This is a genomic window from Ignavibacteriota bacterium (genome assembly GCA_016707525.1).
Lineage (GTDB): Bacteria > Bacteroidota > Ignavibacteria > UBA10030 > UBA6906 > JAGDMK01.
This window is the reverse complement of record JADJHP010000006.1, coordinates 34,602-48,102: the sequence shown is the minus strand read 5'-3', so window position 1 is coordinate 48,102 and position 13,501 is coordinate 34,602. Positions and strand designations below refer to the sequence as shown.

Here is a 13,501-nt window from a genome sequence, read left to right as displayed (position 1 = left end):
ATCGGCAGCACAGCATCACGCGTGAGCATAGATTCCTATTCCTCCGTACGATGAGAATGGACATGGACACGAGACCGGAGCAGAGTATCGAGTGCCTCGCCGACAGCGTGCACCGCCCCGCTCCAGTCGCCACAGTGTTGCTGACGGAACATCGTTACATCCGGGTACCAGGGCGTTGTCGCACCGGACACACCCCATCGCCAGTCAGGGATCGCCGACACGAGGAGCCAGACCGGACGCCCGAGGGCACCCGCGAGATGGACGCTCCCGGTATCCGTGCTGATCAGCACATCGATATTCTGCAGCGCGGCAGCCGTCTCCGCGAAAGTTGTCAGCCCCGCCGAAAGGTCGATGACGGATGACGCCTCCGGGCGATCAGCAAGCTCGTGGGTCGGTTCTCCCTTCTGCAGGCTGTACACATGGCACTGGTCGCGCCCGAGGAGAGGCAGCAGGTCGCTCAGGCTGCACGCCCGGTGACGGTTGTTCTCCTGCTTCGGATTGCCGGACCAGATGATCCCGATACGGAGCTTGCCATCATCGGGGAACCGTGTGCTCCAGGCGCGGACCTTTTCCGGATCGGCGAAGAGATACGGCACGGTTGCCGGAACATTGCCGGGATGCGTACAGAAGAGGCGCGGCAACGACATCAGCGGACAGATCACATCACACGGAGGGGCATCCGACCGTGAGGTGACGACACCGCGGATACCGGGAATGCCTGCAAGGAGGTCGGCGAGTTCCGGTGGCGTGCCGAGGTAGACGTGTGCACCGCGTTCTGTGAGGAGCGATGCATACCTCACAAAATGGAGGGTGTCGCCGAACCCCTGCTCGGGGTACAGCAGCATGGTTTTCCCCTCAACCGGCTCCCCCTGCCACGCACGCATCGAAGGGTCCCACCCCGGGGTGAGGAACCCCTCATGCTTCCATCGCCATTCGAATTCTTCCCATCCCTGCTCATACTCCCCGAGAAGGAGATGGAGGTCGGCGAGGTGCCAGTGCGCGTCGGCATACGACGGATCGGCGTCGAGCGCCGCGCGGAGGTACATGCGGGCATCCTCCAGGCGTCCGGCACGGCGCGCGGTGAACGCCAGCGCCGTGGTGATCTCCGGGCGCAACGGCTGTGCCAGCCGGGCGCGATCGAGCAGGTCGTGCGCCGCGGCCAGATCGTACTGATGCAACCGGACAAGTCCCAGCAGGAACGTCGCCTGCACATCGGCCGGATCGAGGCGCAATGCCTCGGTGAGCGCGATCGCGGCATCCTGGAACTTGTGTTCGATCGTATACACCGAACCGAGAAGAGTGTGTGCGGGAGCGAACCCCGGCGCACGGGTGATCACAGCCCGGAAGGCCTTTTTCGCGTCGGCGAGTCGCCGGAGTTCCAGTGACGCGCGGCCATACAACACATGTGCTTCAAGCAGAGCGGGATCGGCAAGACGGACACTGCCGGCATCGTCGGCGGCCATGGCATACTGTCCGGCAGCAAAGTGTATCGATGCACGATTGAATCGTGCTGCATGGAGCCCCGCATCGGCCTCCAGCGCGAGGGTGTAGGCATCCACTGCCTGCACACGAGCGCCCAACGCCTCCAGCGTCACTCCCTTGTTGAAATGGGCCGGACCGAACTTCGGGAACAGACGCAGTGCGTCATTGAACGCATCGAGCGCCGCATGAACATCCCCCTTCGCACGGAGCGCAAGCCCGAGGTCGTTGAAGATCTCCGCCGCACCGGGTTCCAACGCGGCGGCGGCCTGCAGCACCATCACCGCCTGGTCGTGATCGCCACGGTGGGTGTGCAGGATACCCATGAGCCGGAGCACGGCAACATTGGACGGGTCCGCGGTGAGCACGTAGCCATACTCACGCGCCGCATCGTCCAGCCGTCCGGCACGATGATGCTCGAGCCCTGCCTGCACGTGTTCCGCCACGGCGGTCATGCATCCTCCCCCGGGACCGTGATCGTTGCGATCCGTGACAGTTCCTCGCGGATCTGTTCCACCACCGGCATCCAGGCACCGGGGCCGGGTTGACGGAACAGCCGTGCCGTCGGATACCATGGGGTATCATTCCGCACAAGAAGCCAGCGCCAATCCGGATTGTACGGCAGCATCACCCACACCGGGCACCCGAGGGCCCCGGCAAGATGCGCCGGTGCGGTGTCGGCGCTGATGAGCAGATCGAGGTTCTCCATGAGCGCGCCGGAATCACCGAAGTCCCGGATCTCGTCACCATGATGGACCACGGGCAGTCCCGGAGGGAAGCCTTCCGCGTGCACATCCGATGGCGAGAAGAACGTGTGCCACACCACGCCCTGCACCCCGAACAGAGGGAGAAGTTCCTGCTGTGGGATGGATCGCTTCCGATCGTTCTTGTGAGAGGGATTGCCCGATGGAGCAATGCCAACATGCAACGCGCGGCGGCCGGCACTGAGCCGCGTCCGCCATGCAGCTGAGCGGTCTTCGGGCGCGTGCAGGTACGGCACGCGGGACGGGATCGTGTAGGGCGTCGTGTGGAGCATGGCGGCGAGTGAAAGCAAACCGATCTCATGTGTCACGCCCATGACGGGCCGGTCCGGCGTCGTGAGCTCGACCGGTCCCCGCAAGGATGCAAGCAACGGCAGGAGCTCCGCACGGCATTCGACGACCACGCGCACGTTGTCCGCGGCCAGGAGCGGAAGGAACCGCACACACTGCAGCGTATCCCCGTAGCCTTGTTCGGCGCGGACCAGGAGCGTTCCCTGTGGACGGACGACACCATCCCATGCCGGGTGCGATCCCTCACGCGTGTGGGTGAGACCCTCCGCGGTCTTGTGGCGCCATTCGAATTCCTTCCATCCTTCTTCCCATGCACCGCTTTGCAGCAATGCCAGGCCGAGATTGAAATGAGCCTCCGCAGAGGCAGACTGCAGGCTGACCGCGTGCCGGAGCAACTCGATCGCCTCGGTGAACCGGCCCAGATCCTGCACGACCCCTGCAAGGTTGATCACGGCCTCCACGAACTCAGGCCGCAATCGGAGAGCGCCGCGGTACGCGGCTTCAGCCTCCCTCGGCCGGTCCTGGCGTGCAAGCACGCCGGCAAGATTGTACCAGGCATCGGGCAGGTCCGGCTGGAGCCTGAGGGCACTGCGATAGGCTTCTTCGGCACGCGCATGCTGGCCCCGTTTGTCGTACACGTTGCCAAGATTGTTGAAGGCCTGTGCCGACCGCGGATCACACCTGAGTGCTTCCCTGTATGCACCAACAGCGCCGTCAAGGTCCCCGGCATCATCAAGAGCGGACCCCAGATTCAGATGGATCACGGCAGTATTGGCGTCCCACGTGATGGCAGTGCGGTACGCGGCGATCGCAGCCTCCGTATCACCTGCCCGCCGGAGGGTATTGCCCAGATTGTAGTGCACGGAAGCATCCCCGGGTCCCAACTCGACCGAGCGCCTGTACGCAAGAACGGCTCCGGCAAATGCTCCGGCATCGGCGAGGGCTTTGCCGAGATTGAACCAGGCATCGGGGGAGGATGGATGCTGTTTGACGGTCGCCTGGAAGGCGGCCATGCTATGTGTCATTGTCTGTGTCATGTCTCTACCGGATTCCTGGCAGGATCACTCAACCCGGCGCGGACCGCTTCGACGCGCACCTTCACCGAGGCATCGTCCGGCCGCAGGTGATGGAGCATCACGAAGATCTCTTCAGCAGCGTCACGGTTCCCATCGGCGATATGCTGCGCTGCCTGCTGCAGCTTGATCGCTACGAAACTATGATCGCGGTGAACGAGGTACAGCTCGAATCCAGGAGGGATCTGCCCGAACTGAACACCCTGGTTCAACATCAATCCGCTGAAGACCCGTTCAAAGACCTGTGCCGCCGCCTGCACACTCCGGTGGAGATGCGGGATGCCATCCTGCTCCAGCATCGCACGGATGACCTCTCCTTTGTATGACCCGGCCAGCCCCTGCACGAAGTGCGGATACGGCCTGCCGATCACCTCGGTATATCCCATGTCGCTGCACAGCCGGTCATGATACTCCTTGAAATCCCCCGTGAGATCGAACCGCACCAGATTCCCGAAGACGCCGATCGCCGGGGATGATGCATGCAATTCCTCCAGGCGCTCGAACCACATATCATCGTAGAACCAATGGTCGTCGTGCAGGAGGATATAGTGCGCATACCCCGGTATGTTCTTGATAAGATTGTCAAAGTTCGCCAGATCGTGACCGGTATTGGGCCGCGTCAGGATGTACTCGGGGGTCAGGGTGTCAAGGTATCTCCTCCCTTCAGGATCGTCCCCGTTGAATCCGACCGCAAGGTCGAACCTGTCACGGTTCGCGATGAACGGCGCATTGAAGCAATATCGCCCGAGCGATCGCCAGGTCCGCTCCGACGTTGCCACACAAACGACTGTCTCCTGCATTGCAGACTCCCCGCACCGCACATCAGGCATACTGATGGGCAGGTACGTTGTGTGATACCTGTTGCTTGTTCAGGACCGCATGAAATTGCCGTGCCGTGCGCTCCCAGGTCAGGGGCGCCATGGATCGTCCGGCCTCACTCCCGATCGCGCGCACCTGATCGCGATGGTGATATGCCCAATCCAGCCGCTCGACGAGCTCATCGAGCTGCGGATCATCCCACACTGCCACCTGCTCGCCGCCATGGGATATGGAGATGGGGCGCAGCGCCCGGAGAGGCATGCTGTTCCTGTCGGTCAGCACATCCCGGTGGCCCGACGAATATGAAGCGATCACGGGTTTGCCGCACGCCATATACTCCATGAGCACGAGATTGGTTCCCCCTTCGCAGCGGTTGGGGAACACACCGATGTCCGTATTCCGATAGATCCGTGTCATCATGATGTTCGGCAGCGGAGGCAGGGTGATCACCCGCGATGGATCGATGCCATTCTCGACGAACATCCTCTCCATGATCGCCATATACTCGCCTGACTGCGGGTTGAAACGGATGTGCGGCGATGCCGTCATGGTCTGCATGCTGGCAGCCCAATGGTTGTACCAGCTGTTCACCAGCATGACATCCCGATACCGGTCCTGCATCACCTTGAACGCCCGGACCACCAGGTCCTGCCCTTTCCGAAGTTCGAACTTTCCCCCGGAAAATATCACGAAGGCATCCTGCAGATACTCCTTCTCCGCATGGCCGGGGTTGAAGATCGTCGGATCGATCCCCTGGATGATCGTCGTGACATTCGTGAGCCCGTATCCGCGGAGCACCTCCTCGCACCAGGAGGATCCCGTGACCACGACATCATAGAACCGCCGGCCATTCTCTATGAAGGACGGCTGCAGCACAGTATCTTCAAAGAACGTGTATCCGGCATTCCATGATCCATGGAACGCAGGCAACGCAGGACGGAGCGTCTTATCCACGATATTCTGGAGGACGGGCACATCCACGGTCACCGCCGCACCATTGCGAAGCTGCTGCTGTTCGTGCTCCGGCACCAACAGACCCTTCAGGAGCCGGTAGTCGAACACGTCCTGGATCGCGGCCTGGTCAAACCCTTCTGTGATGAGTCCGACCGGAGTGATGCGCGACAACTCTTTGGTGATGTACTTGCCGCATACACCCCAACCGTGAAAACTGCCCGTCGGCAAGACCGCATACATCATGGCCTTCCTCCTGTGCCGTTCGCCGGCTGACGCCGCGCACGAACGAGATATTGGAACGTGTAGAGCTGCTGGAGATCTTCAAGCGTGACGCCATGCAGGGTCACCTTGCCAAGGGTCAGGTCCCTCGGCCAGCTCCCTCCGGACGGCATGTCCGCATCGCAACTGCTGATCAACTGATCGATGAGATAGCCGCTCCCCGTGAACATCCGGCCGATCTCGATCATCGTGAAGAACCGGATGTGCGTGGCATCGAGCAATCCCTGGTTGCCGTAGGTCCAGAACCCGTTCACAAGGTTCTGGAGCAGGCGGACGTTCTGAGCATTCGGGATACTGGCCACCACGGCGCCTTCCGGACGGAGGTGCGCGTGGAGGGAACGGAGCAGTTTCCACGGGTCATACAGATGCTCCAGCACGTCCGCCAGGATCACAACGTCCACCTCCTGCAGCGGTATCCCGGCGTCTTCCAGGGTGAATCGCTCCACATCGCAGGTGACCACATGATCCAGGACCTTCCGGGCTTCCCCCGCCGCTTCACGGTCGATCTCAACGCCGATATACGTCGTCCCTGGATACTGTTGCTTGATCATCTTTCCCGTCGCCCCACCTCCGCACCCGATCTCCAGGACCGTCCGGAACGGCATATCCAACAGCCCCAGGAGCTCCATCCGGGGACGGTCCTCATATTTCTCTTCGTAACGTGCAAGGAGCGGCGAAAATGTCCGCGTGGCTGTCATGGTCCTTCCTCTCTATCTTTCCACCGGTGAGGCTGCCGCGGCCTCATGAGCGGCACGGTAGTCGGTCCACAACGAATCCAGGAACCCCGCTTCCCCTGCTGAACGTGCGATGCGTTTCCACTTTTCCAGGAAGAGGACCCGGTTGCGGTCCAGGATCTCACGCGACGTTGCCTCCGAACGGAAGTACTTGATGGTCCGCAGCGCCCGTATCGACCCGCTCCATTCGTGCTCGTACCCCGCTGTCGGAACGATGTAACACTTGACACCCATGAGACGGCACTGCAGGCCGAGATCCCATTCCTCGAAATAGCATGGGGTGAACATGTTCTCGAACTGCATGCCGCCGGGACCGAACACGTTCGTGCGGACGCCGAACAGGAATCCGGACACCGCATCCACATTGACGGGCGCGGAGAACGATCCCCGCTGGAAGTACTGGATATCCTGTGCCGTGGCAAAATCAAAGAAACTTCCCTGGGGCCCGACGACCGCCGCATCCGGAAGCTCGTTGAGCGCACGCTCAAGGTTGGCGAACACTTCGCCCGAGACATGAAGGTCGGCATTCAGGATGAACGTCACCGGGCTCTGCGACATCGCCAGGCCGATATTCCAGGCCCGGGCGACGCCGACATTGTGGCTCATCGAGGCCATGTAGTCGATCCGCGGATGCCCCTGGAGCTTCGCCGCCATCTCCGGACTGTTGCACACCACGATCACATCGCCGGGGATGGTACGAAGATCCTCCAGCAGCGTCATGATGTTATAGGGACTGGCCGGCGACATGTCGAGCACGGGGATGACGAAGCTCCGCTCCACCGGCGCCGGCGTTGTGGATGGCACCACAAGCGGACGTGAGGATGGTGCCGGAGCCGGCTCACCGGCGATGGACTGCTCCCGGAGTTCCTGCGCCGAGAACGTGTCCGCTTTCCCCCCGATCGCCACCTGGAGAAGGTCATCGATCCGGTGGGCGTACGTGTGAGCCCGGTGGATCAGCCGCCGTCCGCGTGCTGCAATACGTTCGCGCTCCTCTTCATGCTCCAGGTAGTACCGCGCCATTTCGACGAGCGTGTCGTCCGTATATTGTCCGAGATCTTCACACCCCCGGAACATCTCATCCTGCCCGCTGCCGGCCGCGTTGTCCGTGAGCAGGAATGTCCCCGTCGACATCACCTCGAACAGCCGCATGTTCAGGTCGTTCTTGATCGCATTGTTGAACACGATCCGGCTCTCGGCAAAGAAATCAGCCATGTCGGTCCAGAAACAGCGCTGATAGGTGACCTTGTGGAATTTCTCCAGCGCATTGAGCAGGCGGACGCGCCGTTCGGTATTGAGCGAACCAACGAACCCGATGTCGTGTTTCTTTTCCCCGGTCGCCCGCCGGTGGATATCCGGATCGGCGCCCAGGGGGAGCCAGTGGACATGCTTGTTGCCCGCTTCCCGGAACGCAGGAATGTATTCGCGCTGCGCGATGAACACATGATCGAACTGCCGCGCCCATTGAACATGCCACGCAAGGTTCAGGTGGCTGTCGATGAGGTAGCAGGCCTTCGGGACCGGGACCGATTCCAGGTTCCGCGGGAAGTGCCCGTTCACCGACTCCACCCAGAGATAGAGGTCGGGATGCATCGACGTGGGCAACTTCCGAAAGAGCGCGGCAAGGTCCGGCTCGTACTCCGTCGGGATCTGCTGGTCCCTGATCGGCTGGCGCATCGCCTGCAGATTCCACGCCTGGATCAGCCCATCATCCATCTTGGGCCCGATCGTCACCACCTGGTGATCCGTCCGCAAAGCACGTTCGAAGTACACCGCCGTGGTCACAGGATAGTACACATACGCAAGCATGACGCGGGCCTGCTGTTTCTGTGGGTTCGGCTGGGAGAGTGTGTTCATTGTGCGACCGCCATCCCTTCTGTTGACTGAAGAACCATCATAAGAGAACGCGCAAGGGGATCCTGCCCCGCCCCCATCAGATCCCGGACCACCTGCGCGAAGAATCCGCGTCCATCGATACCCCGACGGCGCAGCTCGTCCATGGACCGCTGCGCACCCTGGATATCGCCGCTGCATGCGAGTGCCGCCGCATGTGCGGCGATCGCAAACGGGTACTCCGGCGTGGCCAGGCGCGCCTGTTCCAGCGTCCTGACCGCACCGGCAACATCACCGGCCTCAAGCGCTACAAGGGCATACTTCACCGGGGCTTCAGGCATCACAGGGTCCAATCGCATTGCACACGCCAGAGCTTCAAGAGCACCCGGAGACTGCCGTTCTTCCGCAAGACTCACACCCAGGCCCAGGAAGGCACGCGCATCGGCCGGATCGAGTTGCACAACTTTTTGCCAGAGCGGGATCGCAGCGGCATGGTTGCCGAGCTCCTGTTCCTGTACCGCAAGTTCCCGCACTGCGCGGAGGTCATTCGCTTCTCCGCGCGCAAGCTTCTCCCGGCCGATCTCAGCATAACGGATCGCCTTCTCGCGCGTCCTCGCTGCATCCAACCGTCCATAGTGATGGACCGGGATCTCGATGCGTATGAGCGGGAACCCGCAGCGCTGCAGGGACGCTTCGACGACCTCGTGCACCGGCTGCTCGTACACGACCCGGGGATCACGCGGGAAGAGGCGCACCTTGTCGCTCGGGATCCAGCCCGACCCGGCCTCTTCGGCATACGTGCCGTCATTTCTTCGCCATCCTTCGACCCCGGCCTCGGTGACGTAGTTGCGCGTCGTGAACACGACACCGGCAGGTGACCGTCTCAGGGCCTCCATCATGGCGGCGAACTTCTGACGGTCCGCCAATGCCAGCCGTTCATCTGCATCCAGAGACAACACCCAGGCGCCGCGGGCATGCGACATCGCCACGTTCCGCGCCGCCGCATAGTCATTCTGCCATGACATGGCATGCACCTGTGCGCCGCATGCCGTCGCAACCTGCACGGTACGATCGGTGGATCCTGTATCCACTACAACGATCTCATCGACGAACGCCGTCGCATCGGCCAGACAACGTGCAAGCGCGGCCTCCTCGTTCCTGACGATCATGCAGAGCGACACCCCGTCGGCCGGGGCGGGGCCGTACGGGCCCTGCTGCCGGCGGACAGCGCACGCCATGTCCAGCACATCCTGGGCCGGCCCGTGTTCCGCGATCACATGTACAAGGACTTCCAGAGCCGCCGCGATCCGGCCGGCACCGCTCAGGATCTCAGCATGGACCACCGCCAACGTCCGGTGGTGCGGATGATACGTGCAGGCGTCACGGACGACGGGCACCGCGGACGCATAGGCGCCGCTCTCGTGGACCATCTCGCGATAGCTCACGAGGACCGCCGGGTGGGTGGGCTCCAGTATGAATGCCCGTTCGATGGCGCTGCTCGCCTGCACACGCTCACCGGTGACCCAGAGCAGGGCACCGAGATGAGCGAACGCCATGGCGGATGAGGGGTCGGCGGTGACCGCCTCCCGGAACGCTCTGATCGCTGCCGCATCATCGCCATCATCCACGGCGAGCATTCCCCTGAGAACCAGGGCGCGGGCACACGTCGGATCGAGAGCGAGGGCCTTGTCGGCACATTGCCGCGCCAGCGTCGTCTCGCCCATTCCCTGCATGGCACATCCTGCGATCTCCAGCCACACGGGATCCCGCTTCACACTGTCCGGCGTCGGGAGCAGGAGGTTCGACACCCGTTCATACTCATTCATCCGGAGAAGGAGCCAGGCGCGCGCGGTATGCAGGCGCGGACTCTCCGGCACGCGGACGATCGCTTCGTCCAGGATCGTGACGGCTTCTTCATATCGTTCGGCTTCTTCAAGAGCACGTGCAAGCGTACACGCCCGCAGCACCTCTCTCCGCGCACCGTCGAAGTGGTCGCTCGCCTGCTGCGCGCGCACCGGCAGGGGGTTTTCCCTGACGGTCACAGCCGCGGCTCCGGCTGGCACCGTCACGGCGCATTCTCCTATCGACCGGATATCCCCGCCCGCAAGCAGAACCCGGTAAGCAAGATCATCCACGACGGCTTCGATCGAAGCGAGTGTCTCATCCAGCAACCCGACCTGCGCAATGAGGCCACCGCGGAGCATCCACGCATGGACCGGAAGTGTCGACAGGGACACTCTTCTTCCTGATGTACGTTCCTCAAAGGCACGTACGGCTTCGTGCCCCTGGACGTCAGATCCTGAAAGCACCGAAGGAGCAACTGCTGCACATGCGGGTTCCGCCTGAAGGACCGCGCACAGCCTCTCCTGCCATCCCGCTGCGCCTGCAACGCCATCCCGGATCACGCACAAAGGCCCGTCACCCGATTCCCGCCATGTGTTGTTGACGAGCCTGGCGTACGATCGGCCGTCGGTCACATCCTGCGGAACGACGACACACGTCACGGCATTCTCATTCCGGGCGGAATGAACTGATGATCTGTTCGCACTTCCTGCAGGGAGCGCGCGTGCGATCAGGGAGAGCATGGTGCTCCATTCGCGGTCCGCCGGACGTTCATCCGCGGTCGCACGCCCGCCATCCCGCAGGCGCCGACGAAGATCGCCGTCGTGCAACACTGCACGCACCGCGGCTGCAAGTTCCTGCGGCCGGGCGGGGGTGACGAGCAGGGCGTTCTTGCCCTGCACACAATATTCCGCTGCTCCCTCCGTAGCGGTGCATACCACCGCCAACCCGGCGGCCATTCCCTCCAGCGGCGGACGCGGACAGGAATCATAATGCGAAGCATACACCAGAATGTCGGCCGTTCCGAACAAGCGGGTCTTCTCCTCATCCGGCGGTGCCTGATGGAACTCACACTCCACATCACGAAAGATCTCCGGGGGCGTGTTGGAGATCCTCACGATCTCAAAGCGTTCGCCTTCCGCACGCAGGGCCGTGAGCGCCTCACGGATGTCGCCGATCCCCTTGAATGTCAACGGCTCCAACGCTGTCCCTGTGCTGTCCGGCCCGACGATCAGGATGCGGGGCAGCACCTTCTCTGCGGGATGCGGGAGGGGATGGAAGATCGCGTGGTCCACACACACGGGCACGATGTCTTCGATCGTCTCGCCGCCATGTGCGCGGATCTTCCTCTGGAGCGTCCGGGAATTCGCCACGACCTGTACCCCTGCCAATCGGTACGACGCAGCCGACATGTCGCGCATCTGTCGGACCTGCGCCGCCGCCGGCCCGCCCGCCGTGCCCGGCGTGTCGCCGAAGATGAACTGGTCCCCCTGTGCGAAGTAGATCTTCACCGATGCGGTGACTCGTTCCAGTTCGAAGGCATTCAGGAAGTATGTTGCGATCACGGCATCCACGGCAGGGACACCTGCCGCGAGTGGCATGCTGACGGGAACGCGGACGACCCGGGCGTGCACTGCGATCCACTCCGGAGGCTCTGAATAGGTCACGATCGTGACGTCATGACCCAGATTCACCATCGAGTTCGCATGATGCAGCAGGGTCTGGTTCCCTCCCGTCACGCCCTGAATGCTGTGGATCAGATAGGCGATCCTGAGGGGCTGGATGTTCCCGGGCCGATCGATGCTCGTTCCACTCACGTGCTGTTCTGCCCACGTTCTTGTTGACTGTTCGTACAATGAAGGATGATTCATGACGATACGCGCGATGAGGTCCATCCTCCGCCGGTTGGCGCTGGTGTTCGTCCCTGTCGGCTTGATCCGGTACTCAAAGAGCGGTTCCGGAATGCGCACCCCGACCCATCCCTTCTCGATGCAACCCACCCAGAAATCCCAATCCTCATATCCTTCGCGCATAGCTTCATTGTACCCGCCAACCTGGTCCCACATGGCCCGGCGGATCAAGGCGCAGATCGCGATCGTGTTGTCCTTGTGAACGACCGTCTGTGCGTCGAATGACGGCAGCACGAACACCTCGTTCACAAGTCCGAATCGCCTGATATGGGTATACACAAATCCGGCCTCCGGCGCCGATCGGAACGCCGCAAGGCATGTCGCGATGAACCCCGGCGCGATCCGGTCGTCCGCATCAAGCGGAACGAGAAAGTCCCCCGTTGCCGCACGGGCGCCGGCATTCCGGGCGTTCGAGACCCCGTGGTTGGGCCGCTCGAGAAGACGCACGGCGCGGTCAGGGTGATCGGCCATGAACGCCCGGGCAACATCAGAAGCATTGTCCGGACTGCCATCATTCACAACGATCATCTCCCACCGCGAGTATGTCTGCGCGAGCACACTCTCCATTGCTTCCCGGAGGTACTGCGCTTGTGCATAGCACGGGATGATCACGGAGACGAGTGGCGCATCCTCCCGCGGCGGCGCCCCTGCGGCAGGCAGACCTTCGATCTCGGCGATCCGGGTGTCGATCATCGCCACGCGCGCCTTGTCTTCGGCACGGACGAACATTGCACGCAGTGCGCGGAGATGGACGAGTGCAGTCGCGTGGTCATCCTTCCCGAGGGCCTCCTTCACCAGCCGGATCACTTCTTCGGCGGCATCGGTAACGCCGGTGTACCACCAGCGGTTCGGACGGTTACGATGGCTTTCCAACGCTTCGAGGGCAGTGGAACGTCCGAGGCCGATCGCCACCGACGTGCGGGGCTTCGTGGTGCGAAGCTGGCGGGCATGCTCGAACAGAGCGATCATGCGCTCACCCATGTGGTGCAGGGAAAAATGCTGCTCGACCCGCCGGCGGGCTGACGTTCCGAGGCGCGCACGCAAGGCAGGATCCGCTACCAATCGTTCGAGGATCGCTATCACCCGCAACGAGGCCAGGAACGGAACACCTCTGGCATGGAGCAGCCGGATGGCCTCCAGCAGCACCGCTGGCTGTTTTTGCGCAACGATCCTTCCCGAGAAGAGAATGACCGGAAGTCCATCCTCGACACCAAGGGCCGCACGCTGACGTGCCCGCGCCGACGGGTCGGGCTGCCAGAGCCGTGTGTCGATGTTGGTGGTGCATACTTCGATCCGGGAGGGATCGCCCCCGCGGCGTATCTCCCAATCCCGCAGGTATGCCGACGAGGTGATATTCAGGTCCAGGACTTCCTGCATCTGTACCGCCTGTCGTGGATAACCGCCGTTGTTCCACTCCTCATCTTCCATGTGGCAGTAGTCCACGAACGCTCACCCGGGGAACCTGAACGCAGGTACGGGACAAGCTTGTACCCGAGTTCCGAATTCGTGACCATCACCGTGTCGATGTC

The 13,501-nt window shown here is 62.5% G+C and carries 7 protein-coding genes; all 7 read right to left on the bottom strand.

Going from position 1 to position 13,501, the window contains the following annotated elements:
- Nucleotides 1-35: 35 nt before the first annotated feature.
- From IPI01_10705 to IPI01_10675, 7 genes are read right to left on the bottom strand one after another with little or no spacing between them, the layout of a single operon-like run.
- The gene (locus tag IPI01_10705; protein ID MBK7258246.1) at nucleotides 36-1,934 is read right to left on the bottom strand and encodes a tetratricopeptide repeat protein; all 1,899 of its coding nucleotides are present in this window, start codon (nucleotides 1,932-1,934) and stop codon (nucleotides 36-38) included.
- Nucleotides 1,931-3,568, bottom strand: a complete 1,638-nt coding sequence (locus IPI01_10700; GenBank protein ID MBK7258245.1) for a glycosyltransferase family protein — start codon at nucleotides 3,566-3,568, stop codon at nucleotides 1,931-1,933. The genes IPI01_10705 and IPI01_10700 overlap by 4 nt, the downstream gene beginning before the upstream one ends.
- Nucleotides 3,565-4,404, bottom strand: a complete 840-nt coding sequence (locus tag IPI01_10695; protein MBK7258244.1) for a hypothetical protein — start codon at nucleotides 4,402-4,404, stop codon at nucleotides 3,565-3,567. The genes IPI01_10700 and IPI01_10695 overlap by 4 nt, the downstream gene beginning before the upstream one ends.
- Nucleotides 4,405-4,426: 22 nt before the next feature.
- A complete protein-coding gene (locus tag IPI01_10690; protein ID MBK7258243.1) occupies nucleotides 4,427-5,620 on the bottom strand; it encodes a glycosyltransferase family 4 protein in 1,194 nt (397 codons plus the stop codon).
- Nucleotides 5,617-6,354: a class I SAM-dependent methyltransferase gene (locus tag IPI01_10685; GenBank protein ID MBK7258242.1), complete on the bottom strand. Its 738-nt coding sequence runs from the start codon at nucleotides 6,352-6,354 to the stop codon at nucleotides 5,617-5,619. The genes IPI01_10690 and IPI01_10685 overlap by 4 nt, the downstream gene beginning before the upstream one ends.
- Nucleotides 6,355-6,366: 12 nt before the next feature.
- Nucleotides 6,367-8,244, bottom strand: coding sequence for a glycosyltransferase (locus IPI01_10680; protein ID MBK7258241.1), 1,878 nt, complete (start codon nucleotides 8,242-8,244; stop codon nucleotides 6,367-6,369).
- On the bottom strand, nucleotides 8,241-13,400 hold the full coding sequence (locus IPI01_10675) for a glycosyltransferase (GenBank protein MBK7258240.1): 5,160 nt from the start codon (nucleotides 13,398-13,400) through the stop codon (nucleotides 8,241-8,243). The genes IPI01_10680 and IPI01_10675 overlap by 4 nt, the downstream gene beginning before the upstream one ends.
- Nucleotides 13,401-13,501 lie beyond the last annotated feature (101 nt).

What these genes read in the sequence shown, in the direction of transcription:
- IPI01_10705 (MBK7258246.1), bottom strand. Translation starts at nt 1,934, where the DNA reads ATGACCGCCGTGGCGGAACACGTGCAGGCAGGGCTCGAGCATCATCGT.
- IPI01_10700 (MBK7258245.1), bottom strand. Translation starts at nt 3,568, where the DNA reads ATGACACAGACAATGACACATAGCATGGCCGCCTTCCAGGCGACCGTC.
- IPI01_10695 (MBK7258244.1), bottom strand. Translation starts at nt 4,404, where the DNA reads ATGCAGGAGACAGTCGTTTGTGTGGCAACGTCGGAGCGGACCTGGCGA.
- IPI01_10690 (MBK7258243.1), bottom strand. Translation starts at nt 5,620, where the DNA reads ATGATGTATGCGGTCTTGCCGACGGGCAGTTTTCACGGTTGGGGTGTA.
- IPI01_10685 (MBK7258242.1), bottom strand. Translation starts at nt 6,354, where the DNA reads ATGACAGCCACGCGGACATTTTCGCCGCTCCTTGCACGTTACGAAGAG.
- IPI01_10680 (MBK7258241.1), bottom strand. Translation starts at nt 8,244, where the DNA reads ATGAACACACTCTCCCAGCCGAACCCACAGAAACAGCAGGCCCGCGTC.
- IPI01_10675 (MBK7258240.1), bottom strand. Translation starts at nt 13,400, where the DNA reads ATGGAAGATGAGGAGTGGAACAACGGCGGTTATCCACGACAGGCGGTA.